General features: G+C 66.4%; 19 protein-coding genes. 15 read left to right on the top strand and 4 right to left on the bottom strand.

The features are described from left to right. Positions 1–213: 213 nt before the first annotated feature. From cas2 to cas6, 3 genes are all read right to left on the bottom strand, one after another. Entirely contained in the window at positions 214–492 is a 279-nt protein-coding gene (gene cas2, locus BUC15_RS15115; RefSeq protein ID WP_073189812.1) for a CRISPR-associated endonuclease Cas2, read from the bottom strand. Beyond that, positions 489–1,616 carry a CRISPR-associated endonuclease Cas1 gene (cas1, locus tag BUC15_RS15110; RefSeq protein WP_073189810.1) on the bottom strand — a complete coding sequence of 376 codons (1,128 nt, stop codon included), beginning with the start codon at positions 1,614–1,616 and terminating at the stop codon, positions 489–491. Before cas1 ends, cas2 begins: the two co-directional genes overlap by 4 nt. An 88-nt stretch (positions 1,617–1,704) precedes the next feature. Continuing rightward, positions 1,705–2,478 (bottom strand): CRISPR system precrRNA processing endoribonuclease RAMP protein Cas6, encoded by a 774-nt coding sequence (cas6, locus tag BUC15_RS15105; protein WP_073189808.1) that lies wholly within the window; start codon positions 2,476–2,478, stop codon positions 1,705–1,707. A 430-nt stretch (positions 2,479–2,908) separates the two neighbouring features. On the opposite strand from cas6, the gene BUC15_RS15100 reads away from it, so the two are divergent. The 12 genes from BUC15_RS15100 to BUC15_RS15045 all read left to right on the top strand — a co-directional run bounded on the left by BUC15_RS15100 (position 2,909) and on the right by BUC15_RS15045 (position 16,084). Continuing rightward, positions 2,909–3,259 carry a hypothetical protein gene (locus BUC15_RS15100; protein ID WP_073189806.1) on the top strand — a complete coding sequence of 117 codons (351 nt, stop codon included), beginning with the start codon at positions 2,909–2,911 and terminating at the stop codon, positions 3,257–3,259. 3 nt (positions 3,260–3,262) lie between these two features. Then, positions 3,263–5,680 (top strand): RAMP superfamily CRISPR-associated protein, encoded by a 2,418-nt coding sequence (locus BUC15_RS15095; protein WP_073189803.1) that lies wholly within the window; start codon positions 3,263–3,265, stop codon positions 5,678–5,680. Further along, on the top strand, positions 5,677–7,194 hold the full coding sequence (locus tag BUC15_RS15090; RefSeq protein WP_073189801.1) for a Cas10/Cmr2 second palm domain-containing protein: 1,518 nt from the start codon (positions 5,677–5,679) through the stop codon (positions 7,192–7,194). The genes BUC15_RS15095 and BUC15_RS15090 overlap by 4 nt, the downstream gene beginning before the upstream one ends. After that, a complete protein-coding gene (locus BUC15_RS15085; protein ID WP_073189799.1) occupies positions 7,191–7,778 on the top strand; it encodes a hypothetical protein in 588 nt (195 codons plus the stop codon). Before BUC15_RS15090 ends, BUC15_RS15085 begins: the two co-directional genes overlap by 4 nt. Continuing rightward, entirely contained in the window at positions 7,775–9,022 is a 1,248-nt protein-coding gene (locus BUC15_RS15080; protein WP_073189797.1) for a hypothetical protein, read from the top strand. Before BUC15_RS15085 ends, BUC15_RS15080 begins: the two co-directional genes overlap by 4 nt. Beyond that, positions 9,019–10,209 carry an RAMP superfamily CRISPR-associated protein gene (locus BUC15_RS15075; protein WP_139280298.1) on the top strand — a complete coding sequence of 397 codons (1,191 nt, stop codon included), beginning with the start codon at positions 9,019–9,021 and terminating at the stop codon, positions 10,207–10,209. The genes BUC15_RS15080 and BUC15_RS15075 overlap by 4 nt, the downstream gene beginning before the upstream one ends. Next, entirely contained in the window at positions 10,210–10,647 is a 438-nt protein-coding gene (locus tag BUC15_RS15070) for a hypothetical protein (protein WP_073189792.1), read from the top strand. A gap of 458 nt (positions 10,648–11,105) precedes the next feature. Next, a complete protein-coding gene (locus BUC15_RS15065; protein ID WP_073189790.1) occupies positions 11,106–11,339 on the top strand; it encodes a hypothetical protein in 234 nt (77 codons plus the stop codon). Beyond that, the gene (locus BUC15_RS15060) at positions 11,336–11,578 is read left to right on the top strand and encodes a hypothetical protein (protein ID WP_073189788.1); all 243 of its coding nucleotides are present in this window, start codon (positions 11,336–11,338) and stop codon (positions 11,576–11,578) included. The genes BUC15_RS15065 and BUC15_RS15060 overlap by 4 nt, the downstream gene beginning before the upstream one ends. 12 nt (positions 11,579–11,590) lie before the next feature. After that, positions 11,591–13,345, top strand: coding sequence for a hypothetical protein (locus tag BUC15_RS15055; protein ID WP_073189786.1), 1,755 nt, complete (start codon positions 11,591–11,593; stop codon positions 13,343–13,345). 1 nt (position 13,346) lies between these two features. Beyond that, the gene (locus tag BUC15_RS15050) at positions 13,347–14,579 is read left to right on the top strand and encodes a hypothetical protein (RefSeq protein ID WP_073189784.1); all 1,233 of its coding nucleotides are present in this window, start codon (positions 13,347–13,349) and stop codon (positions 14,577–14,579) included. Next, a complete protein-coding gene (locus BUC15_RS15045) occupies positions 14,576–16,084 on the top strand; it encodes a CHAT domain-containing protein (protein ID WP_073189781.1) in 1,509 nt (502 codons plus the stop codon). The genes BUC15_RS15050 and BUC15_RS15045 overlap by 4 nt, the downstream gene beginning before the upstream one ends. Positions 16,085–16,370: 286 nt before the next feature. Here the strand turns inward: BUC15_RS15045 and BUC15_RS15040 are convergent, their stop codons facing one another. Beyond that, on the bottom strand, positions 16,371–17,156 hold the full coding sequence (locus tag BUC15_RS15040; RefSeq protein WP_073189779.1) for a hypothetical protein: 786 nt from the start codon (positions 17,154–17,156) through the stop codon (positions 16,371–16,373). Between the two features lie 346 nt (positions 17,157–17,502). Here BUC15_RS15040 and BUC15_RS15035 point away from each other — a divergent pair, with 346 nt between their 5' ends. From BUC15_RS15035 to BUC15_RS15025, 3 genes are read left to right on the top strand one after another with little or no spacing between them, the layout of a single operon-like run. Then, entirely contained in the window at positions 17,503–20,094 is a 2,592-nt protein-coding gene (locus tag BUC15_RS15035; RefSeq protein ID WP_073189777.1) for a hypothetical protein, read from the top strand. Continuing rightward, the gene (locus BUC15_RS15030; RefSeq protein ID WP_073189775.1) at positions 20,091–21,191 is read left to right on the top strand and encodes a tyrosine/phenylalanine carboxypeptidase domain-containing protein; all 1,101 of its coding nucleotides are present in this window, start codon (positions 20,091–20,093) and stop codon (positions 21,189–21,191) included. The genes BUC15_RS15035 and BUC15_RS15030 overlap by 4 nt, the downstream gene beginning before the upstream one ends. Then, positions 21,188–24,289, top strand: a complete 3,102-nt coding sequence (locus BUC15_RS15025) for a toll/interleukin-1 receptor domain-containing protein (RefSeq protein ID WP_073189773.1) — start codon at positions 21,188–21,190, stop codon at positions 24,287–24,289. The genes BUC15_RS15030 and BUC15_RS15025 overlap by 4 nt, the downstream gene beginning before the upstream one ends. Positions 24,290–24,415 lie beyond the last annotated feature (126 nt).

Genomic DNA, 24,415 nt, shown 5'->3' with positions numbered 1-24,415 from the left:
GTTTCAATTCGCTCTTGCGATGAGGGTGCCTTGCGACCCCTCCCCAAAATAGTAGCCCCTGACAAGGGCTGACGTCCACCGTCTGCACGCACCCCGTCACAGTTGGTCGTGCGGACCCCCGGATCTGGCCACTTCGGGCCCAAAAGACCTAGTCAAGTGCCTACACGCTCGGGCCCTCTCAGCGTCGTCCACGCTCCACCCCCTTCCGGCCGCTCACCAGACAGCCCAATAGTAGACCGGCTCGTGGGGGTGCGCCTGCCCGTGCGTCTGAAGGCCTCCCCAGCAGTTCTGGCACTGATTGAACACGTACACGGAGTCAGTGACCGGGTTGATCAACTTCTGACATCGTTCAATGGCATTGACCAACAGTTCTTCGGCGACGTCGCAGAGGAACACGGAGTACTGGACGCGGTCGCCGATGGATTGCAGCGTCGCAGCCACCTTGGTTCGGGTCTTGTCGTCGGTGATGTCGTATGTGACGACGTACCTCATCGCCAACTCAATCCGGTGAACTCGTCCGCTCCACTGTGGATGGCGTTCGCCAACCGTTTTGCCTGGCGGTGGATGTGGGCGCGGATGCTGCCGCCGAAGCCGGGCAGGGCGCCACTGGTCGACTGCAGCATCCGCAACTCGTAGGCGTCGACTAGGCGTTGCTTGGCGGCTTTCGTCAGCCACACACCCGGCTTGTCCTGGTCTGGTTCCTGGTCGGCCACGGTCAGCGTTCCCTTCCTGGCAGCGTGGACGACCACGAGGTCGACGACGTAGGGACGGAACTCCTCCATCAGGTCGAGCCCCAGGGCGGGAGCGCCCCGGGATTCGGAGTGGAGGCAGCCGAACGCTGGGTCGAGGCCGGCGGCGACCAGGGCCCCAACGCATTCGGCGAGCAGCAGGGCGTACAGATATGACAGTGCTGCGTTGACGATGTCGCGAGGTGGTCGTCGGTTGCGCCCGCTGAAACCGCATTCGACGGGCAGCAGTAGGCACAGCCCTTCGTAGTAGGTTTTGGCTGCGGCGCCCTCCACGCCCATGAGTCCCTCGGATGTGACGTATTGGGGCAACTGGCCCCGAAGCGACTTCATGAACTCGATCTTCGGTACCAGGTCGTCGCGGTTCTCGTCGCGGACGTAGCGTCGAAGAAGGACGATCTGCTTGTTCACCTTTGCCGTGACGATGCTCCGGGCCAACTCGATACGGCGCTCCTCGGTGAGAGCCAGTTGTGCCCGCACCCGGGCCGCCCGCTGTTTCGCCCCGCCGGCCAGCAGTTGGCCCAGATAGTTGCCGGTTCGCGAAAGGTAGACGACGTGGATGTCCGACCGGAGCGCCCAGTCCCTGATTCCCGCGCTCACGCCGACGGGCCCGAAGCACACAATCCTGGAGACCAGGGACTGCGGAACACTCACGAGTTGCACTTTGTCCTTTGATTCGACGATCACCCGCCCCTTGCTCAGCCGCACCTTGCCGCCGCTGCGGGCGACCATCAGAGTCTTGCGCCCGGGCTCGGTCTGCAACGTGCCTTCGGGTGTCGGATACCTGGGGCCGGAGTCCTCCCCGAGGAAGGAGAAACCCTCGTCAAACGACATCACGGCCGAGTTGCCCTCTTGTAGTTGCAGTTCCATTCCCAAGCTCCTTCAGCAGTGAAGTGACGACGATAGGGTGCGTCTTGCCGAACCCAGGGTTCGGCACGTTTGCGGGGGCACGGCGGTACTATTTCCGGTTTGAACCGGCGCCCAGGGGAGACACCCTGACGGCTCCCATCCCGAACTGCGGATAGGCGCCAACCCCGGTGAAGGTACACAGCCCCAGCAGCCGGTTCAACGCGGCCGCGCCGTCGGCGCCGTCACCGTGCCTGGTGTCTGGGGCCCAGCGCCATTCCAAGTCGCCCACGGCTCCGACGACCTGGCGTCGGCGAGGGCCTCGTCCCCGCTCGGTCGTGTTCTGCGGGGTTCCCCACATCTCGAGGGTTTCGAGGTTGGCGTACGAGACGAGGATCTCGCGGCTGTCCGGGATCTCGAACGGCGGTTCCTCCCCGGTGCCCAGACGCCACCTGGTCGCGAGGCTGGCGATCATCTTGAACGGGTCCGGCCATGGGGAGGCCAGGCTGCCACGCCGGAAGCAGAGTGGAGTGATCAACTCCAGGCTCCAGCCTCGTTCGGGCCCCAAGCGGGCCAGGTCGCCCCAGGCCGCCTGACGAACCAGGTGCGGTGGCAAGGCAAGGAAACCCTGGTTGCCGTCGTCGCCGAACACATGCGGTAATCCGGGGGGCATGAGGGCCAGCCGGTCGGCCAGTCCACCGTCGAGCAGCCCGACCAGGACGTCGACGACACCCTCGCCGCTGGCTAGGCCGAGGATGCTGTAGGCCTTTGGGTCGTGATGCTCCGCCCCCTCTTGGAACCACTTGCCGAGCAGGGCGTGTACCCCGGAGGGAAACACCTTCCGCTCGTCTTCGACCTCAAACCTCAGCTGCCATAGCGTCAGCAATTTCGACCCCTCTCGAACCCGGCGGCCTCAGGCGGCCTGCGGTAACCCTATTGACCAATGACGGACGGGGGCGGCGGCCTCCGTCGGTTGAGTCGCCTGGCGAGCGGCCGCTGGTTGAGCCCGGCCCCTAGCGCGAAGCGCCGGGCCGGTGACGAAACCCTCGCGACTTTGTGCAGGGACTTGTGGTCGGGTCTGTGTTGAACTCGCCATGGTTTCGTCGCGCCTTGCTCGTTCCTCACAAGGCGGCTCAACCGACGAGGGGGTTTCGTCACGCCTAGCTCGTTCCTCACAAGGCGGCTCAACCGACGTCGCTCGTTCTTCTTGTCTGAGCCCTGTGACATTGTCTTGAACACGCTCGGGCAGGCGGTTGGGCTCGCTACCGTTGCCGGGCAGTGGGCGGCTCGAGGCCGTCGCGACAAAAGGAGAACCAATGGGTGAGTTGAGGAACTACACACCGCACAAGGTGTTGACGTATCGTCCAGACGACGGCGAACCGGTCGTGCTGCCGCAGCGCGGAAACGTCCGGCTCGTCGAGCAATTCGACGACGGTGGCCTTCTCCCGAACGGCCGACCGCTGACGCTCCTGAGCTACGGGTTGGCCGACGGCCTGCCCGAGGCCACAGCCGGCGTCGTGTTCGTGGTGTCACAGCTGGTGGTCGGCGCCCACCCAGAGCGCGAAGACCTAGTCTTCCCCGCTGGCCTCGTCCGAAACGACGAGGGCGACATCGTGGGATTCCGATACTTGGCGCGCCCCGGAGCCGGGGCTGTCCGTCAGGTATAGGGCATGAGGCATTCCCTGTATCTCAAACGCGGCGACGAGTGGCTCACCGCTCCCTGGAACGACGGTGCCGGTGGCAAGTTCGAGCCGCTCCGGGAAGCGGACGCCTTGTGGTTCCCGTTGGTTCTCGCCGAATGCGGGCTCACAGACTTGGACAGCGGCACGTTCTTGCTGGGCGACTTGGAAGACGATCCAGACAAGGATGACGCGCTCATCAGCCTCCAGACGTTGTCCGAGGCCAAGAAGAAGCCGGGCAAACGGGTCCAGGTCGACGGCGGTTCCGACGGAAAGCTGGAGGTCACCGGTTTCCCCCAGGCGTGGCTTGACTGGTTGGCCAAGCCGGGCGCGGTTCCGTTGGCCGTGGCAAAGGTCGGTGGGCGACTCGTCCTCGCCTGGCTCAACGATGGCGGGCGCGACGCTTGGAAGAAGGAGTGCGTCGTAAGGGATGCGGAGCATAAGGCTCAGAAGAAGGCCAGCGAGGCCGCAAAGCTTGCGGCGCAGCGTCGGAATGAACTCCAGCAGAAGCGTGACGACGGCAGCTACTTCATCAATCCCTACTCGTTCGTGCCGCTGCCGCCCTCAGTGACGAGGACACGTCCGGGGGGACACGAGGCGCTCGGCGCGGACTCGGTCTCTGGCTGGTTCGACTGGAACCTGACGTGCAAGACCGAGCTCCTGCTCCCACATGAGGAAGCGTCGGCGATCCAGAATGAAGTGCTGGACTATCCGGGGTCATCCCTTCGAGGGGCCCTGCGGTCGCTCCACGAGACGATGTCGGGTGGGTGCATGAGGGTGGTCGACGGCTCCTTCCTGCCCGTCCACCGCGAGCCCATGAACGCCTACAAGTCCTCTACCGACCGCCTGGCGGTGGTGACGCAGATCGACCCGGTGACGCACGCCGTCACCGAGGTGAAGCTCGCCGACGAGGTTCAATGGGTCGACCACAAGGCGCTGACGGCCAAGCTTCGGGGCGGCCTCTACTCCGGACGGCGGCTCACGGTCGACGCCGTTGGATCGTCGGTGCATGGGCGCTCCGAGATCACCGACCCAACCGCCATCTCGCCACCGTCAGCCAGTTCCCCGGAATGGGTGATGCACATCACGTCGAAAGGGGCCAGGCGCCCCGATCATCCTTACTTCGTGGCCGTCGGTCGGCTCTCCGGGCCAACCAAACAGATCGATGAATCCACCTGGACCGCATACGTCGACGCGTGCTCGGGCGGGGCTGACCTCGTCGGTGTGGCCCACCCCCCGGACACGGCAACCTACACGCCCAATGGGGATGGCTGGCCATGTGACCCGGTCGACTCCCACGGGACACCCATTGGAAAGCGACGCCGCGCCGACGGCTGGCTTGGGATCGGCGACACCGTCTGGGTCACCGGCAAAGGCGAACTCAAGATGGCCGCCATCTGGCGCACGCATGGGGAGCACTCGGTCGAGGAGCGGATGGCCACGGACCTGCTGCCCTGCTCCGACCCGGAGAGCCTGTGCCCCTCCTGTTCGGTGTTCGGGTCGATCAGGGCGGAGCGATCGGCCGAGCACGAGCAGGCCGCGTACCGCACCCACATCCAGGTCGGCTGGGCGAAGAGCGTCTCACCGCAAGACGGGAGCACACCCGAGCGCGTGACGTCGACGGCGAAGACGCTGCCCCCGCTCCGCTCACCTCAACCTTCTTCGGGCGGCTTCTACCTAGAGGCACCCGGCGGGAGGTTCCGATCCGCCGATAAGAACGAGAATCACGTTCAACGATCCCACTGGTACGACCAGCCCAACGAGTCGGGCGAACTCAGGCGTGTGCGTGGGCGCAAGTTCTACTGGCACGGGCAGTCGAAGGGTGGGCGGCAAACGCCATGGACGCACGACCAAACCCAGAACGGATCGGCCCATGCCCTGCCTGCCGGAACGGTACTCAGAGCGCGGATCACGTTCGACAATCTCTCCCCGGAGCAGCTGGGTTGGCTGCTCGCGGCTGCCGAGCCGAAACGGCTGTTCGGAAGCAAGTGCGTTGTCCATCTCGGTGGCGGAAAGCCGCTCGGCTACGGCACCGCCGAGCCGAGGATCGAGAACCTGCACCTCGAAACCGCCACCCAACGCTACGCGAACGACGCCGCCGCGGCGCCAGAGCAGCGGGCCGATGATGCCGTCCGCCTCGTCCGAGGGCTGGTGGAGGAACGTCAACTGACCGAGGTGCATGCGGCGCTGAAGCACCTCCTGAGCCCCGATGCGGTCCATGCCGACCGCATCAACTACCCGACGTCCAAGCCGTTCTCAACGCGGGGTAGCAAGGAGTTCGACGAGGCCTTCCGCTGGTTCGGCACGCATTCCGGCGGGCGGAAAGGCCATCTTGTGCCGCTGCCGGATGCCGCCGACCCAGACCAGTACCTGTCGATCGCCGTCGAGGATCAGGAGGGCAAGCGATGACCACCTATGTCGATGTCGGCATCCAGCGGATCCAGGCGCACCTGGCGCGCTCCAGGCATCTCTGGGGGCGACGCGGTGCGTCCGAAGAGGTCGTCCGACTCACGATGAGCCCTGCAGCGGCCAAGGAGAAGGGGATTGAGGCACCGCCGATGGCAGAGGTGCTGGCCCTGTCCGGAATCGAAGCCAACGATGAGGCCATCGACATCGACGGCGTCCTCTCCTTCAAGGGCCGCTCCGAGGATGACGCGCGTGATGCCGGCCTCCTGTTGGCCCGCCGCCTCCGCACGCGCCTTCCCGGCCTGACGGTGCAGGTGTCGTGGATCACTGCGGACGTGCAACCTGAGACGGGCATTGAGGAGCGCTACATTGACCTGCTCGATCCGGCGCAGAGCAGACGGTGGGAGAAGGTCACCTTCCGCCCCGCACCATACGAGTTTCCGCTGGTGCGGCTCTGCGACGAGTGCAAGGTCGACCCTGCAAGTCACCAGGCAGGGAAGCGGTTCCCAGACGATCCCGGAGTGGCCCCCCGGCTCTGCGCAGACTGCTTCCGGAGACGCGAACACGCAGAAAGACGCAGGCGCACCGTCGTCAGCATTGGCCCGAAGCATCCCAACAAGTTCTGTGTCGAGTGGTGGCTGCTGAGTGAGATCAACCAGGCGCGAGGCGGCGAGGAACTCAAGGGGGTCGACGACCTGGGCAAGCTTGGCGAGATGATCCGCCCCGATGCGGCCGGGCACGTCAGGACCCATCGCGACAATCACACCGCCCTCGTCTTCGCGGACGGCAACGGGCTGGGCGGGCTCTTCGAGGCCGCCCACAGGGCAGCGGTGGAGGCCGGGTCCACGCTGGAGATGCAGGCCCTCTCCAAAGGGATAGGCGAGGCTCTGATCGTGGCGCTGAAGGCCGCCACCGAGAAGATCATCCTCCCAGGAGACGATCGGCTACCCGTCGTGCCGCACGTCATGGGCGGAGACGACCTCCTGGTCAGCCTGCCGGCCGAGCGCTGCTGGGAGTTCCTGGTCGAGTTCCTCACCCGCTTCCAAGACGCGGCCGAGGGGCTGGGCGTCGGCGACCGACGGGTGAGCATGTCCGCAGGCATGGTCATCTCCAAGGCCGAGCTTCCCCTGGCGAACCAGGTCGAGATCGCAGAACAACTGCTGAAGAGAGCGAAGCGCGGCGTCGACGGGCAGGGGTGGAGCTTCACCTGGCTCGATGTGACCCAGGACGGCCCGGGAGGCGAGCACGAGGTGTGGACGCTCGAAGGCCTGAAGGACCGGGAGCCCGCGCTGGGCTACCTCGGCGAGATGTCGGCCAACTCCGTCCAGAGCATCGGCGGAACCCTCACGAGCCGCGACCTCGGTGTCATGGCTCAGAAGCTGGAATACCTCGCCAAACGCGTCGATGAAGTCAAATGCCTGCTGGACAAGGCGGGCATCAAGCCTTCGGACCGGTTCGACGATTCCGACGCCCGGGCGCTGAAAGACCTTCTCTCAATCAACAGGTGGTGGCGATGAGTTCCCTGACGATGCGTCTGACTTTCGCGAACAACGTGCGCGTCGGCACCGGGTCGGCGTCAGGCCAGCTGGATGAAGCGATCGATCACGGGGCGCCGCTCAGCAACGGCGGCATCAAAGGCGTGCTCCGGGACGAGGCCAGGTGGCTGCTGCCGTCCAGTGATTCCGGCGATCATCCGTTCGTCCGGGCCGTCTTCGGGGATATCTCGGGGCGGGGCTGCCCCTGGAACTTTGACGTGCAACCGGTCAATGAGGTGAGCTACTCCTCGCGTGCGAGGCTGCGGCTCGATGAGCACGGCGCCGTGGTCAAGGGCGCACTCCTGGTGAAGGAGGAGGCGTCCATCGCCGAGGCTCTGCTCGAGATCGTGCGCCGCAGCCCGTTGAGCGGGCTCGGGCTACCCGAGGACCTGTCGACTCGGGCAGAGGAATGCCACTTGGCACTGCTGCACCTGTCAGCGAGGGCCGCCGAAAAGGTGGGCCAGAGCCGCAGTCGCGGCATGGGCTGGGTGAGCTTCAGCACCGACCGGGCCGTCGAACCTGACCTGAGACTGATTTGGTGCATCCGGGAGGGGAAGTCGGCATGAACTGGTTGAAGCTGACGATCACATCCGGGCAGCGGGTCTCCCTCGGGCAGGGCGGGGAACGGGCGTTCCTGACGACGAGCCACCCGGTCATCCCGGGGTCCGTGGTCCGCGGCGGCTTGGCGGCGGCCTGGGTTGCCGCGGGCGGAAACCGCGACGAGGAGTTCTCCCAGGTGTTCGAGAGTTGCCGGTTCTCGCCGGCCATCCCGACGGGCACCGTCGTCGTCGGCCAATCCGTGAAGGAATGCAAGTATCACCGGGGCACCGGGCATCCCGAACGCCACGACGAGGCCTTCGATGGACGGCTGGCACCCGATGACCACGGCTGCGCGGGCCGCAACGTCGCCAAGGGCGGCTACTCCGCGACGGCGTTCGTGACGGTGACCACGACCGCGCTCAACCCGCGGCGGCACACCGCGGCCGAAGCGCAACTGTTCAGTCGTCAGACGATCGAACGCGGAACCGAGTTCGTCGGCTACGTAGTGCTGCCCGACGGCGTACAAGACCGAATGCTGCGCCGTCTTAGCACGGCCTTCTTCGGGGGCAGGGGAAGCGTCATGGGCAGATGCAGCGTTAAGTTCGAGGCGTTGAGCGGCCCGCCGCGGTTGCCCGGCTCCAGCGCCGAACTGGTGGTGCGCACGATCTCGCCCACCCTCCTCGTCGACCCGTCCGGCGCCGCGTCGACCGATCTTCGGGACGCACTGGAAAGGGCCGGTATCGACGTCGTGGACTGCTGGGCCCACAGGTTCGACACCGGTGTCGCGGGAGGTTGGCACCTGGCCAGCGGGTTGCCGAAGCCGACGGAGATAGCGCTCGCCGCGGGTGCGACGGCCCTGATCAAGAACCCCGGGCCTGAGAAGCTCACGAGGCTCCTCGACGCGGGCATCGGGGTGCGACGATCGGAGGGCTACGGCTGGCTGGAGGTGTTGCCAGCGCCGGTCTTCGAGGGGCAGAGCGTTGCGGTGACGCCCCGGCGTGATGGGGCGGTCGAGGTGCCGGAGACGGCTTCCGGCTGGCCCGCAACGGTCAAGGCGTTCAAGCTCCAGCCGCAGGAACTCCAGTGGCTCGCAGGCCGACTCCGAGGCACCCCTCATGGGCACATCCTCGATGACGACGATTGGAAGGAGCCTGGCGTCGGGCGGCTGTCGAGGCCACAGAGGGATGGTGTCCAACGCGTGGTCCGAGACGTCGACCCAGGCGAACGCAACAGCTTGGCATACGAGATCACCAAGGGGGTACGGCGATGAGGCGAACTTATGTGAGGGTCACCCTTGAGATGGAGGCCAGTTGGCGGGTCGGCTCCTGGGACACCAAGTCCGATGACAGCATCGAGACCCTGATGGACGAGCTGACCGGGAGCCCGATGGTGCCCGGATCGGGGATCTCCGGCGGCCTCCGGGTGGCCGCCGGAGCGGACGCGCCACAACTGTTCGGCCCGGAACCGGGTGCCTCGCAGCTGAGCGTCTCCCCGTGGTGGGTCCTCGGCACGGTCGTCGAGGACGCACCCGTCACCACCCGCAGGCGGGTAAGCATCGACCGGCGCAGGGGTGCGGCGAGCCGCCGCGGGCTGTTCGGCGTCGACGAGGTAGGCGGTGGCCGTATCAAGGTCTACTTCCGTTCGGAGGTGGAAGACCCGTCGCCGTTCCTTGACCTGCTGGCGAAATGGCGTCCGCGGATCGGTGGCAGCAGGAGCACCGGGATGGGCCGGGCGCGGGTGTCGTCCATCCGCTACCGGACGCTGGACCTGGACACCCGGGACGGGGTCGCTGCGCTCCTCGGCGGCGACAAGCAGACGCCGGTGGCGCGGGTCGACGCGTTGCTGAAACGTGGGCGCGACTCGGACACCCAGGTAAACAGGGAGATCCCGCTCCTGGAGGCCAAGGTCCGTTGCGAGTTTCTGGCGCAGCCGGAGGAGCAGCAGGCGTCGACCAACGGCAGCGCCTGGAAGGGCATCCTTCGCTCCCGGGTCGAGTTCATCGGTCGCTCACTTGGCCTGAACGTGTGCGGGTATGGCAAGGAGAACTGGACTGGCTGCGGTGAGTGTTCGGTCTGCCGGGCATTCGGGTCGTCGACAGGTGGCGGCAAGTGGGAGTTCTTGGACTCGGTGTGGGAGCACCATGAGGCACGGAGCCGCACGAGGGTCGCGATCGACCGGTTCACCGGAGGCGCCCGCGATGGTGCGCTGTTCACCCAGCACTACGAACGCGACGTCACGATGACTCTCAAGATCATGGGGCCACCGTTGGACGATGAGGAAGACCGGTGGGTTGAGAGGGCCCTCCTGCACGCACTGCGTGACTTGGACGACCAACTCATCACCATCGGCCCGGAAGGAGCCTCCGGCTATGGCATGGCGTCCGTTGAGGGTGTCAGGTTCAGAGGCTCATCAGTGACGCTGAACGAGTTGGAGCCTGTCGTGGAGGAGGTGGCCTGAATGGTTGAGACGGTGAAGCGCTTCTTGCACGCCTTCGGCGCCAATGATTGGGCGACGGTGCGGCGCATCGTCGGAGACCGGACCGCGGCGTGGGCCGACTACGACGGGTTCCAGATCGGCCCTTGCCCGGAGGCGCCGCCGCCGTACTCGCACCTCTGGGCCTGGTCCAGCGACGGCGAGTCGCTGATCAGGGTTCGGGTCGACGCCGAGTCGTGCGTCGTCGGTGCCCTCAGTAGGGAGGCGTGGCCAGGCGAGGGTGCTGCCCCGCTCGAGTCGCACGAAGTGGAGGTCATCAAGAGGCCTGGGCTCCCTTGGGGTGAAGACGGCCAGATCGGCGACCAGTCGGGCGAGATCCTCGGGAGGGTTGAGTCGATTCTGCTGCACGAGACGTTGACGCCGAGCCCGGTGACGTTCGTGTCGGTGTCGCTCAGGCACTGACCCTGGGGTCGGTTGAGCCGTCTCGTGAGGGACGAACGAGGCGTGTCCCCGGGTCGGTTGAGCCGTCTCGTGAGGGACGAACGAGCCGTGACGAAACCATCGTGACCTTGTTTGGGGACTGGCGCTCGGGTCTTTTGGCCTTAACATCGTGATGTTTGTTCAAGGACGAACCAACATCGCGATGTTAAGCGAAGGTGGGCGGTGTCTACCGGCTTGTGGTCGGGTTTCTGCACCGTGTGCCAGGTGATTTCGTCACGCCTGCTCGCAGAGCTCGCTGGGCGGCTCAATCGGCGGGGGTGGCCTGCTCGCAGAGCTCGCTGGGCGGCTCAACCAGCCGGGGTCGCCTGCTCGCAGAGCTCGCCGGGCGGCTCTCAATCAACCGCGGTTCCCCGGGCGCCTCAATCAGCAATTTCCGGGATCGGAACCACTCCCATAGACCACGTCTCAAAGGAGTGACCATGACACCCAAGCGAGCGGCGCAGTCCCGCCGACGACACCGCTACCCCAGATGCGCCGCGACCGGGCTCAGCCGGTTCGGCGAACGCAAAGATGCCCGGCTGGCCATCGAAGCCAGCCAACGGACCCGCGGCCGGGCCGTCCTCGGCAACGGCGTCAGCACCTGGAACGACCTGCGCTGCTTCAAATGCGGCAGTTGCCGCGGGTTCCACCTCGCCATGAGGGCGGGCGCGTGACCGTCTCCGTGAAGGTCCGAGCTACCGACCTCCAAGCCACCGACAAGGCAACCAGTAGCGTCACATCCACTGACGTCTGGCCCTGCCCTCCCGTCACCCATGCGACCCGCCCCGTCGACGTCGTACCCACCTCCGGGCCCCTCCCTCCCGACACCCAAGCGACCCAGCTCTGCCCCCTCGACGGCGCCCTCGCCGGTGTCACCCTCGGGGCTCCCGCCGTCCGCCGTGGGCTGCTCTGAGGTGTGACCCCAATGGGCGCCTCGCTGCGCGAACCTGTCGTCAGCCGCCCCGAGGCCGCGCGCCTCGCACTAATGTTGTGGCTCAGCGGGATCGGGGGAGGGGCCGGGATGCCACAGCAATCGCAGGCTTGGGCCAGACACTGGCGTCTGGTTCCCGACGCGGTGCGGAAGAGCCAGTTGACCTCGCCTCGCACCCGCGGCCCCGTCGCGCGGACGCAGAAGTACCTGTTCCCGGAGCTGTTTTCGGCGCTACCGCCAGCCCTCTACAAATACGGTGAGCGCAACACCGAGATCGAGCGGTCGGAGAGCGATCGGATCAAAGATGAGATCCGAGTGCAGGGCGACAACCTCGCCTTCGCGGCCGAGTGCGTCAGGCTTGCACGCAGGGCCCATGTCGATTTGGTGGGCAAGGCCGACGGCGGTGACCTGCGGTTCGAGGTCGCGCTGCAACTCCTCAAGGAGCCCCGCCGCTTCGGCGCCGATCTCAATCGAGCCGTCCGAGTTGCCGTCGCTCATAGGTTGGGCGTCGATACTGAAGGGCAACCGCTGGAGCAGAGGCCCTACTCGCCCGACGCGTTCAGCCTCGCGGCCGCCGACGATGCGTTCGTCGCCAAGCTTGAGGAGGTCGTCACCACTGCCTGGGAGGCGCGCGCCACCGATGCCTCGGACCTGCCAAAGGTCAAAGCCGTCGCGGAGTTCGTGCCGCTCGCCCGGAACGGCTTCTGGGATGCCCAGCGCGCCCGGCCAGGCCTCGCGGACGATTGGGCGGGGTTGGTGGCCAACCTGGAGACGATCGGCAACGTCGATCAAAACCTGCGCAGGATGGGGCTGGCAGACCGCTATCTGTTCGATTCCGACGGCGCGGGAGCCGGTGAGCTTCTACCGCCGAGAATCCTCGGCGGGGAGAAAGCGGCAGAAGCCGCGCCCCTCGACCAGTCGATCCAAACCCGGTGCAGCCGGATGAACAGGAGTACTACAACCCGGAAGACGACGGCCACCCTCGGTGGTCTCGACGACCTGACGCGCCATGTCGCCGTCGCGGCGGCGGCTCCGTTTGGGTTGACCACCGCCCATGCCCGGGTGATCGTGCTCCTGGCCCAGACGATCGTCGGCGAACTCACGAATGCCGCACAAGCAGCTCCTCGCGATCCTTGCAGCCCGGACGATTCGTGGCGGGCCCCCGAGCGCCTCGCGCGATCATTCAGCTGGAGGGTTAGAAGGAGGCCAGCCCCGGTCACAGAGCGCCTGCAGGAACGCATTGCCTATCCCGTGTTGACCTTCATCCCGCTCGTCTGGGTGAGGGTGGCGACCGAAGAGGTCATCGGCGGCCTGCCAGTTTCACCGCCCGACGTGTGGAAGGCGATCATGTTCGCGTGGCGAACCTGGACCATCGACACGCTCAACGCTCCCAAGAGGGTCCGTTCGGGCGAAGACCTGGAGGTGCTCGCGCCGCATTCTTTCGAATCCAGTGACGGCCGGAACGAGTGGGTCGATTTCGCGCAGCTCAGCTCTTCGGTCGATCCCACGGAACAGGAGGGGCCCCTCATCGGGGAGGCGGCGATCGCGGACCTGATGGATCATGCCAGGCCCGAGCAAGTCCACAAGTTCATATTGGCGGTGGCAGGCAATGAGCGATCGGATGACGAATTGCTAGAGCAGTACGGCATGCTGTGTCGTTTCGTCGATGCGGCGACCAAAACAAACGTCGAGTGGCCCTCGTATCGCCACGTTGCCAGCTACATTCGCACTCACGCGAAGAGGGATTGAAATGGCGATTACGATCACGACGACCGTAGACGGGTTCGTGACCATTACGGGCCGGGGTGTGGCCCCCGAAACGACGACACCGCCCCGCTGGGAGACCATCGAAGTCTGCGGCGGCACGCTCGGGTATTCGCCTCAGAGCCTCGGGCGGCTGCCGGAGGCGCTGATCGACGACTTCGACGCGGCCCTGCCGTGGCTGCGGGAAATCTACGGAGAACCGATCCTTGCCGAAGCGTCGGCGCTCCTGGCCGCGTCGCAGCAACTCGACGAGGACGGGTCGGTTGAGCTGCCCGATGACGCCTGGCATCCGACCGGTCCGTCGCGTCTGGCCAGCCGGGTCTGCCTCGCCGAATGGCTGCTGCAATGGTGGCCGAGCAGGGGCGTGGGTATCCATTCGCTTGATGTCCCGCTGCTGGCGTTGGAACGCTCGACTCTGAAGAGCGAAGCGCCGCTGCTGTTCGACCCCGCGGAGACCGCGAGGCAGTTGGAGTCGCTGGTGCCGGACGTCGCGCGGCGGCTGCCCCGCATGCTTGACGAACCGAACGCGATTGATTCGACATCGCAGGCACTCTGGCGCGGCTCCCAGGCGATGACCCAGCTGCTCGACATCGACACTCCCGCACTCCACGCCATCGCCACCGCCGTCGCGGCGCGGGGCCTCGACCCGGCGTCCGACGAGTTCGACTGGGCCGTCGGAGAAGTCTTCGCGCTGCTCGACGACTGGGGCGAGCTCGCCGGGCACCCGGAGCCGTCCGCCGAGACGACCAGGGAGGGATTCGCGTTGGCGGCGGACCATCCGCTCTGGGAGTCGCCCGACCGCTGGTTCACCGTCGACCCGATCCAGGTGGCTGCGCGCTCCGTCGGCGGCAGGGGCGAGAACGCCTCCCTGCTGGTCGATCGGGAATCCGACACGCTGGCGATCCGGGTCGATCAGGGAGACCGGCCGGTCGCCGGGCTGATGGCCCGGGTTTGGGCAGCGGGAGCCCTCCTGCCACGGATGGTGAGGCTCGCTTCGGGCCAGGATTGCTATCTCGGTGAGGTCGCCCTCGACGATTTGGACGTCGATACCTTCGACGTGTTCGACCCGAGGCTCGTCTCAAGCCCGCGAAGCGCCGAGGAGGTGCTGGCTGACTGGGATTTTATCGCCGACGTGGTGCGCCGACGTCTCCGAGGAGCGGAGCGCGGGACGGTGGCTGACGACCAACTGGCTGCGTTCGCCGTCGAGTCGCCACGATGACGCCCCGGCCGGACCGGGTGAAGATCGTCCAGTCCGACCTGGAGGGGAAGATCTACTGGACGTGGACGTGGGGCGGGGAGCCTCAGGTCGCCGTGACGCTGAGCCGGCAGGTGGCCAAGGTGCGCGGGCTCCTGGCCGAAGCGCTGCCGGGGGCACTGCCCGGCGAAGTGACTGATGCCGACCTCGCGCCCGTGCCCGCCAAGCTCCGGGCCCTGGGAGGCCTCGCTGCGGGCGGATCTCTGCCGGAGAGGTACCGCGGGCCGCATGGCGACGCCCCGACGCTGGCGGCCGGGACCAGCAAGGCCGAGGATCGACGTCGAGCGGAGGTGCTGCGGACCCACCGCTGCCTGACCGGTCCGCTTTCGACCCCCGATAGGGAAGCACGATGGGCCGCGGACCTTGCCCAAGCCCTAGTCCCCGGGCAGTTGCTCGCCGAGATCGGGGAGCGGGCGCGGACGAACCAACCGTTCGAGTTCCTGATCATGTTGTCGGGCGACTGCGCCGCGGTGCCGTGGGAGATTCTCCCGGTCGCGGAAGGCAAGGTGCTGCTCGACGTCGCCACCGTCACGCACTTCGCGCCGATGACGCAGCGCGACTTCTCAGGCGTCCCGCCGCGCCGTTGGGGTGCGACGAAGGCGCTGCCGCCGTTGTGGGTGATCGATCCCCGGCTCGGACGGGGCAACGGGTGGCATGTGCTCGACGAGGACGAGCACGCGGAGTGGGCGCGTCTGGCCGCGGTCGACGGCGGGACGATGCGGGTCGCCGTCGACTATGACCGGATCGAGCTTTCGCGTGACCTGCTTCCGGACGGGTCGCAGCCCGGCTTGGACAGCAAGGCGGGGCGGTTCTTCTACCTGGGCCACGTCGCGGGCGGTGACGACGATCCCCAGTCGACATCGCTGCTGCTCGGCTGCGGAAGCCGCGTGTATTCGACGGCGACGATGAGCGGGCCGGTCAGGGGCTTCTCGGCCCGGGATGCGCTGATGGGCACCATCGACTTTGCGGAGGCCAACGGCGACCGGCGGACGCGCTACCCCGACGCCGCGCTGGCCGATGGGATGCCCCGGGAAGTGCCTGGAAACCAGCTGTGGCCCATGCCCGCCCGGGTGGCGCTCATCGCCTGCGACAGCGGCTCAGACTTCAGGCACGCAGAGCCTTTCGGTTTGGTGACGGCGTTCTTCGAGGCCGGTGCCGAGTTGATCACGGCCACGCGGTGGGCGTTGATCACGGATAGGGCGTTCGGCTGCTACTCGGATGCCGGACGGCATCCGTTGCAGGAGGCGGCCTTGGCGGTCGATGCCGCGCACAGGGGGGAACGCCCGGTTGCCGACATCGGGGCTTGGCAGCGCGAACGCCTGGCCAGGTGGAGGTGCGACGGCGAGTTGGCCGATTCGCCGTTGACGTGGGCGGCGTTGGCCAATCACGTGTGGAGGCCGAGGGCCAACCCGCTCCCGCCGGGGTTGGAAGGGTTGGTTGATGAGAAGGCGGAGGGTGCTGGAGGTTGAGGTCGGTCCGGGTCGTCGGGTGAGCTTGGGGGCGGTTGAGCCGCCTTGCGCGTCGGTTGAGCCCGGCCCCAGCGCGAAGCGCCGGGCCGGTGACGAAGCTGTGACGTGTGTATGGACTTGCGCTCGGGTCTTTGGCCTTAACATCGTGATGTTTGTTCAAGGACGAACCAACATCACGATGTTAAGCAAAGGTGGGCGGTGCCGACCGGCTTGTGGTGGGGTGGGCGGCAACGTCCACCCCCGGTGTTGTGTCCATTCTTGTGTCTCGCGCCGCCGGACGGGGTAGTCAGCGGGCGCCGAAGCCGCGGCGCATCCAAGCGCCGATCAGGTACCCAACCAGCGCCGTGATCGCGAAGGCCGCAGTGGTCAGGAAATCGCCCCCGTACCCGAGGAATGCAAGGTAGAACTCGGCAAGGACCACCCCACACGCAAACAGGTTGAGGACGACGCTCGGCATCAGCGCGAGCGCGATGGGGATGCCGATCTGCAGCAGAGGCAGCACCACCACACCGCCGACGTCGAGGTCGCCCAGCGACGCCCCGAATGGTCCCGCGAGAAGGAGGACGACCTCGAGTGCGGCATACCAGGCGAGCCCGGCCATCGCCCTGGGGCTGATCAGGAAGCGTGCGACCAGGAGAAACCCGAAGAGGATGCCGACACCGACAACCATCGCTACGAGTGTCCAGTCGCCTGAGGCTGCCGCCTCCCGCACCGTGTCGATCGACTTCAAGATGGCCGCGAAGGCGCCGACCAGGGCAGCGGGGAGGGTTACCAGCACGCTGCGGCCCGCACCGAAACCGCATGACCAGCCCACCACGATCGTGAGGATTACGGCGAGGGTGGCCGCTTGACCCAACGCATCGGGGGTCTGCCCCCAGGCTCCCAGCGCGCGGAGGATATCGCCGACAGCGAAGCCCGAAAGCAGCGCAACACCCCAGGCCGACTCGCCGTAGTTCTCCAGACCAGCCAGCGATCGGGCCGGGCCAGCCGTGCCGCGCATGGAACGAAACAGCAGCAGGTAGATCCCGATCAGCCCCGCGAGCACGATCAGGCTCGCGCCTATGTCTGACATCGACTCAGCCTCCTCATCCGATCACTACTGACGGACAGGCAGGCCTGCAACACCGCCCCTCGACCCGGGGCCTCTCTCCATCCGGGATCGGAATACCTCGTGAGGGGGAAGTTCCCCGGGCGAGGAGGGAGGAAGGCCATGTGGTTCTACTGGTGGCGATGACGGCGGAGGCGAGGGAAGGCTTCTAGGGCAAGCAGGGGGTGGACGGCAACGTCCACCCCCTGGGCCTGTCCCGGGGCCGTTTTGCGCCGACTGCGCCGTGCCGAAGACACGGTCCTTGAGTGGAGCCGTGCTCGAGCCCCCGAGCCTGTCCGTCAATATGAGCCGAACCCGGCAAGGAGGAGAGATGCCGTTCAAAGTTGCCCCCGCTGCCCGCGGATACCTGGACCAACCATCTTCAGCGTCGCATGACTTCGCCGACCGTGAGGAGGAATCTCGCGCGCTCGCCTCATCGGTGGAGTTCATGACCGAGGTGTTGCGCGGCGGGAGGGAAATCGACGCGTTCCACCACGTGCTCACGTTCTATGGGGGCGGTGGCGTGGGGAAGTCCGCGCTGTCCATGCGCCTACAGGCATGGCTGCAAGGCAAACTGCATGACGACCACTGGGGCGCCGCCCCCGCAGTGCCGAACGTCTCCTGCGTGCGCTGGGACCTCAACCGTTCTCAAGGCGACATCGATACCGTCTCGATGATGATGAGCCTCCGGGCGGCACTCCCGCCCATTCCGGAGGGGTGGAAGTTCTTCGACATGGCGCTGCTGAGCTTCATCCAGGCCGCGCGACCCGGGGAAGACCTCAAGCTCCAGACCGGAAACGCGAAGCACGGTGAGACGCTGGCCAATGCCTTCCAAGCCCTCGCCGACGACGTCGGTGGCCTGCTTGATGTCACGACGGGCCTGGCATCCCAGTCCGTGAAGTTGCTCGTGGCGCTGGCCCGCCGCAAGTATGAGCAGCACCAGATGAAGCGCTATCCCGAGCTGGCGCAGCTGATCGACGCCTGCAATGCGCAGGAGGCATCGACCGCTCCGTCGCCTGAACTGGCCGCGGATGTACTGCGAATCGCCGACCGTCAAATGAGCGAGGTGGCCGACCCATCCAAGCGCCCGCTGCTCGTCATCTTCGTCGACCACTTCGAGAAGCTACAACGCGACGACAGGCGCAATGGCGAGGTCGCCCTCAACCACCTCATCGCCGCGCTGCCACAGTGCCTCTTCGTGATCACGGGGCGGAACCGGCTCGACTGGCACGCGGAAGCGCGCGTCTTCCTGCCCTATCACGGCCCCGACTGGTGGCCTCAGCTGATGCCGGGGGTGATCGCCAACCCACGCCAGCACAGGATGGGGATGCTCTCGGCGCACGACACCCGGCTGGTCTTTCAGCGACGGGCGGTGCGTCAGGGGTTCACCTTGGGCGAGGCCGCCGTCGACCGGGTGGTGGAGCGAACCGGTGGATGGCCTGTCCACATCGACGCCATCTGCACGCTGGCGGCGGGCCTGAGCCACGGCACCGGCGTCGAGGTCTCGGCCGAGGCACTGGACCGACCCCTCGATGACGTCGTCCGTCGGGTGCAGGAGAACCTCACGGAGCGTCAGGCCAGGGCGTTCCGGGGCGCTTGTCTGCTGCCCTACTTCGACGACGGGCTCGCAGCGGCCGCCGCCGGGGCCGACGAGGGCGACGTCGCAAGCATGCGCCACCACGCGATGGTCGAACCCAATGACGACCCCAGGTGGCCGTACCGGGTACACGACACGATTCGTGACATCATCCGCAAGTCCGGCCCTGAAGTTTCCGGCGGTTGGTCGGCAAACGACTGGAAGAAGGCGGCGCAGCGAGCGATCGACTACGTGGAGCAAAAGTATCGAGAGGCGCTTGCCCAGGAGAATGATCTTGTGACCGTGCGAGCCGCAGCACTGGGCATCAGGATCGCGGCGGAGAACGGCACCTGGGCAGATTGGTTCGTCGCACCAGCCGCGGTGAATGCGAACCGACCCAAGTCCGCCTTCGGCGCGGCGCCGCACGAGGCCCTTGCCCTTTTGCTCCCTCGGCGGGCGACACACCCGGAAACCGATGCACTCCTGCGGTTCTATGCCGCGCTGGAGGAACGGGACGTGGCCAAGTGTGTGGAGGAGCTGACGAGGATCGCGGGAGAAAGCCTGGCTGTCTCGCGCCACGCCAGGCTCTGGGTCGCCTACAAGCAACGCGCCGCCGGCCACTTCGATGAGGCGATCGAAGCACTCAGGGTGCTGGTGGTCGAGCACCCCTGGTGGCGAATCCCCGTCGGGCAGATTGGGATCACCATGAGCCAGGGGCGACGCTTTGCAGACGCCCTGCGGTACGCCGAGGAAGTAGACGACAAGAGCCAACGCTATGTGCGCTCCAGCATCTGCCTGGCCACAGGTCGCCTGACCGATGATCGCGTGTTGTCGTGGGATCGCCCAGGCCTGTCGCGACGCTTCGCCGTCGAGTTGCTGGGAGGCAAACAGAGGTGGGCAGCCCGGACAACTGGTGCCGACCTGTGCGCGGTCGATGAGGCGTTGAAGACGGCGGTCAACATGGGGCACCTGGGCGCACAGCGCAGCTGTCATCTCGCCCGGGCCTTCACGCATCTCGCCGTGGACGAGTTGTTCGTGGAAGACACCGCAGAGTTGGAGATCCTCGATTCCCGAGCGGTGAGGCCAAGTTCCCATCTCGCCGAGGTCATGGCGCTGCGCGCCCTGTACACAGGGTCGAGAAGCGATGCGCAACGCGCGTTCGAACTCTGGCAGGCCGCACCGGTGCACTGCTCTGCCTGGTTGCCAACCGAGACGTACCTACTGGAGCTGGGCCAACCGGTCGTGCCGGGGGCGGCCCAGTGGCCCGAACCGGAGGAGGATGTCCGTCGGCGTTGGCTGGGAATTGCCGAGGGCATCATCGACAGGGCGAAGCTGGCGGCGTCGTGATCGGCCGAGAGAGGCTGACGGCCGCGCTCGACAACCTGGGCCGCGCATTCACCCCGATGAAGTGGACGACGCCTGTCGACCTGCCGGAACACCGTCAAGCGCTGGCAGCCCGCTTGCGGTCCGGTGACTCCACCCCCTACACAAGACCGATCGAGTTCCCAGAGGTGGACGCGGCCGAAGTCGCCGGGGCGCTCACAGCGGTGGAGAGCGAAGCAACCCAGCTGCCCACACCACTTCGAGACCTGGTGTTGCGTCACACGGACGGCATCGGTGAGCACCTTGCCGCCATCATCGCCCGAGACGATGCCGTCCTCGCCGCCTGGGCGGTGGCGAGCTCGGGCCTGCCGACCGCAGAGACCCGGCAAGCGGCACTGGAGATCCTGGCCGCGCCGGAAGTGCCCGATGGCGAACCTCGCGAGCATGGAGCGGCGGACCTGGTAGCAGCCATCAGCGACGCATTGCGACGTCACGAGGTGTCGGGGTGGAGCGTCGAGGTGGATCCCAACATGGCAGCGATGGCGAGCGTGAACGGAGGCAGGCAGAGGGTTCGGGTGAGGAGCGATGTCCTGCTCAGCGATCGGGAGGTGCGTCGCCTGGTCGCCCACGAGGTGGGAGGCCACGTGCTGCGCTGGGTGAATGCGCGTCGGCAGGTTGAGCCGCTTGCGGCCTACCCGTTCGGAAACTCGGCCGCCACCGAAGAAGGGCTCGCGGCGCTGCGGGAACGGGAACTGGGCCACGAGAGCGTCGAGAATCTGCGGCGCTACGCAATCAGGGTGTTGGGCGTTGAGAAGGCACAGAGCAGCGACCTGCTTTCGCTTGCCGCCTTCCTACACCGCTACCTGGACGCGGACGATGCAGCCGAGTTGGCGTTCCGGATACGCCGAGGCATTGCAGACCCAGGAGCGCCCGGTGGGATGACCAAGGACCACGGCTATCTCAGCGGGCTCCTGCATCTGGCGAAAATGCCAGTCGAGGAAATCCAACTGCTGCGCGCGACGAAGTGGGGCGTTGAGAACCAGGAGATCGCCCGCGAGCTGGCGGCAGAGGGGGCCATCTCCACGACGGATCTGGTCGAATACATCGAGGGGGAATCATGAGACCGTTCGATCCGGGCCGGGAGGGCCGCTTCGCCTTCATCTCGCATTCGCACGCCGATCGGGGAACTGGGTTCGAGTTCCTCACCCCCCTGGCCAGGGAAGGGTTCCAACTCTGGTATGACGAGGGCCTCACCCCGACGTCCGACTGGGAGCGTGAACTGCGGACAACCATTGCAGGCTCCGCCCTGTTCATCCTGTTGGTGTCGGGTGTCTCGGTGCATCGGGACGAGGTCGTGAAGGAAACACTGATCGCTCGTGAAGCGGGCGTCCCCATCCTCGCGCTCCACCTCGGGGCAACGCCGCTTCCAGCCGACATCGGCTTTCTGGGGGCAGTTCAGGGCATCGAGGTCGTTGGGCGCACCTATGACGACGTGCTCGGCAAGGTGCGCGATCAGTTGGAGGCTCATCAGGTCACAAAGCTCACCTCCGAGACGCCGTCCGATGAAGGCTGGGATGAGGACGAGGTGGGATTGGATGAGTCTGACAAGCCGTCCCTCAACATCGGAGACACCTCGTTGACGAACGCTTTCGCTGACCGGATTCCGGAAAGCGAGGCGCTGGCAAACTCCATCGCGCACCAGCGTGCCGCGCTTCGAGGGGAGCGTAGGGTCAACGTTCCGGAGCAGACGAACGTGCTCGTGTTCTACGGCGGCGCGGGCGTCGGGAAATCCGGGTTGTCGCAGAAGCTCGAGAAATGGGTCAGTGGCCGTGCGGACGAACTGGGGCATTGGGGCCCATGGACCGGTGGCCCCGTCGTCCCGGTGCGCTGGGACTTCAACGACTCCGCCGGCGACGTCCAGTACGCGCGCCTGCTGCGTTCCATGAGGCAGGCGTTGGAAGGCGATGTTCAGGGGGACGACGGGTCCAGTCGGCCCATCCTGCCGCGTCCCCTCCTCCGGTTCGACCTTGGGCTGGCCGCCTACCTGGAGGCGGTGAGCAGCCAGGATCGCCAGAGCCTGGGGCTGACGGGCAAAGCGGCGGGAGGTCTGTTGTCGTCCCTCCAGACGATCGCGGCGAGACAGAAGGCCGGGATTCCGGGCGAACTGAGTGCCGCATGCGTCCAACAGGTCGTCGACCGCGCTCTTCGTCTGGGACCGCCGCAGTTGTTCAAGGGGTTCACCCTGAAGGAGTTCCTGGCGGACTGCGAACGCATTCCGCAGGGCTCGGAGGCGCCCGAGCTGGTGGCCCGGCTGATGTATCTCCTGACGGAGGAGATCTACCGGCTGCCACCGGAGCAGCGCCCTGCGTTGGTGTTCTTCCTTGACCATTTCGAGCGGGTGCAGCGCCAGCCAGGCCGGTCACACGAGAGCAACCTGACACGGATTGTCACCGCCTCGCCCTACTGCCTGTTCGTCATCACCGGACGCAACAAGTTGAGTTGGGCCGACCCGGGGCGAACCGACCTGAAGGTCGCCGGGCCGACGCGATGGCCGTGGCTCACCGACCAGGTCGAGTTCGATCCTCGTCAGCATTCCTTGGGAAGGTTGAGCGCTGAGGACAGCGAGGGCCTCTATAAGAGGTACCGGACGACCTACGGCTGGAACATGCCCGACGAGCTGATCGCGCGCCTCGTGAGCCGGTCAGATGGGCTCCCCTTGCACATCGAGGCGGTCCTCAAACTCGCCCTCTCGCTCAATGAGGGCGAGCCGGGGAGAGAACTCACTGCACAGCAGCTTGACCGCGACCTGCCCGAGGTGGTCATCCAGTTGATGAACGTGCTGACGCCGAAGGAGCGCGACGCTTTCCGTGCCGCCTGCGTGCTGCCGTTCTTCGACTCGCGGTTGGTGGAGGTTGTCGGCGACGTGCACGCGGGCGACGTCGCCAATGCCGTGACCTACGCGTTGGTCGAGGAGAACCGCGACAGCTCGTATCCCTACCGGGTACATGACGAGGTTCGCAGCCTCATCCGGCAGGATCGTTCAAGTGAAGGCTATTGGGGTGATACGGCTTGGGCGGAGGCTGCCCGCCGTGGACTGGAGGAAGCCAAGCGGCGGATCGTGATGGCACACTCGTCCGACGCCCAGACCGACGAAACGCGGGCCGTCGCGCTGGCCGTTCGGATCGCCCACGAATGGGGGCTGGAAACCACCGATCGTGAGCGGTTGGAGGAGACCGATCTTGAACGGGCGGTCACAAGGGCCCCTTCGCTCGGACTCCTCGCGCAACTGCTTCCCGCTTTGCCGTGCGAGACCCCGCGTTCGGGGATCGAGACATTGATCCAATTCGTTCATGCGGTCGGACTGCCCTACGACCAAGGGATCAAGGCATTGATGAAGCTTGGTGATGCGCCGGGGCGGGCCGCGGAGATTTCACTCCGGTTCGCGACGTACCGGCTGCGGGCGTTACACCGCTACGAAGAGGCACTGGAGATCCTCGCAAGAGTCATCGAGTTGTTCCCTGACTCGGCCAACTACACGAAGAAGCAGTACGCGATGACCTTGAGGGCGGGCCGTCGATTCAGGGATGCGCTCGACTACATTGAAGCGCAGCTGCCTCCAGAGGTGAGACCCTCGAGGTTTCGCGCCATCTGTGATCGTCGGCATGGTGACTTCACCTCTGACACGAGAGCAGCGAGGGATCACGCCCGCAAAGTTGCAAAGAGCGCTCGTATTCAACTGGAGCTGGACGTGGTTGCCCTGGTCGTTGACGCCCATGAGGGGCTTGCAACTGAGGAACAGTCTCTCGCCTTGCTGGAGGAGTCGACCCGAAGGAAGTACCGCTCCGGGGTCCGGACGTGTCTGCGTGTCTTGGGCTACTTCCATCTGGCTGACGAGCCGAAGCTCAGGGAGATCATCGGACGCATCGACCGCACCATCGACGAAGACGAGACGAACGCGCTGACCGTGGCGCACCTGCTCGCGCTGCGAGCGTTGTTGACCGGGGACCCGGCAGACGCCCTCGCCGCACATGCCAGCGTGCGTCCCGGCCCTCGCGGTGCCGTCTCGATCCCCGTCGAGGTGTGGCTCGAGGAGCTTGGCTATCCGCTCGACCCGGTCGAGACCCAGTGGCTCATCCCCTACGAGCAGGTGCGGGCCAACTGGATGCGGGTCGCCGAGGGGATCATTGCGCGTGCCAAGGCACGGACACCGAATCCGTAGGTGTGGGAGCGCCGTGTTGCTCGCTCAACCGGCTGGTTGAGCCGCCTCGTGAGGTACGAGCGAGGCGTGTCGAAACCCCCTTCAAACGGTGCAGGGTGCTGACGACGGCGTCTTGGGAGGGTGGGT

This window comes from Tessaracoccus bendigoensis DSM 12906 (assembly GCF_900141915.1).
Classification (GTDB): Bacteria; Actinomycetota; Actinomycetes; order Propionibacteriales; family Propionibacteriaceae; genus Arachnia; species Arachnia bendigoensis.
The sequence above is the reverse complement of the archived record's forward strand: the minus strand, read 5'-3'. Positions and strand labels throughout refer to the sequence as shown.

What these genes read in the sequence shown, in the direction of transcription:
- cas2 (WP_073189812.1), bottom strand. Translation starts at nt 492, where the DNA reads ATGAGGTACGTCGTCACATACGACATCACCGACGACAAGACCCGAACC.
- cas1 (WP_073189810.1), bottom strand. Translation starts at nt 1,616, where the DNA reads ATGGAACTGCAACTACAAGAGGGCAACTCGGCCGTGATGTCGTTTGAC.
- BUC15_RS15100 (WP_073189806.1), top strand. Translation starts at nt 2,909, where the DNA reads ATGGGTGAGTTGAGGAACTACACACCGCACAAGGTGTTGACGTATCGT.
- BUC15_RS15095 (WP_073189803.1), top strand. Translation starts at nt 3,263, where the DNA reads ATGAGGCATTCCCTGTATCTCAAACGCGGCGACGAGTGGCTCACCGCT.
- BUC15_RS15090 (WP_073189801.1), top strand. Translation starts at nt 5,677, where the DNA reads ATGACCACCTATGTCGATGTCGGCATCCAGCGGATCCAGGCGCACCTG.
- BUC15_RS15085 (WP_073189799.1), top strand. Translation starts at nt 7,191, where the DNA reads ATGAGTTCCCTGACGATGCGTCTGACTTTCGCGAACAACGTGCGCGTC.
- BUC15_RS15080 (WP_073189797.1), top strand. Translation starts at nt 7,775, where the DNA reads ATGAACTGGTTGAAGCTGACGATCACATCCGGGCAGCGGGTCTCCCTC.
- BUC15_RS15075 (WP_139280298.1), top strand. Translation starts at nt 9,019, where the DNA reads ATGAGGCGAACTTATGTGAGGGTCACCCTTGAGATGGAGGCCAGTTGG.
- BUC15_RS15070 (WP_073189792.1), top strand. Translation starts at nt 10,210, where the DNA reads ATGGTTGAGACGGTGAAGCGCTTCTTGCACGCCTTCGGCGCCAATGAT.
- BUC15_RS15065 (WP_073189790.1), top strand. Translation starts at nt 11,106, where the DNA reads ATGACACCCAAGCGAGCGGCGCAGTCCCGCCGACGACACCGCTACCCC.
- BUC15_RS15055 (WP_073189786.1), top strand. Translation starts at nt 11,591, where the DNA reads ATGGGCGCCTCGCTGCGCGAACCTGTCGTCAGCCGCCCCGAGGCCGCG.
- BUC15_RS15050 (WP_073189784.1), top strand. Translation starts at nt 13,347, where the DNA reads ATGGCGATTACGATCACGACGACCGTAGACGGGTTCGTGACCATTACG.
- BUC15_RS15045 (WP_073189781.1), top strand. Translation starts at nt 14,576, where the DNA reads ATGACGCCCCGGCCGGACCGGGTGAAGATCGTCCAGTCCGACCTGGAG.
- BUC15_RS15040 (WP_073189779.1), bottom strand. Translation starts at nt 17,156, where the DNA reads ATGTCAGACATAGGCGCGAGCCTGATCGTGCTCGCGGGGCTGATCGGG.
- BUC15_RS15035 (WP_073189777.1), top strand. Translation starts at nt 17,503, where the DNA reads ATGCCGTTCAAAGTTGCCCCCGCTGCCCGCGGATACCTGGACCAACCA.
- BUC15_RS15025 (WP_073189773.1), top strand. Translation starts at nt 21,188, where the DNA reads ATGAGACCGTTCGATCCGGGCCGGGAGGGCCGCTTCGCCTTCATCTCG.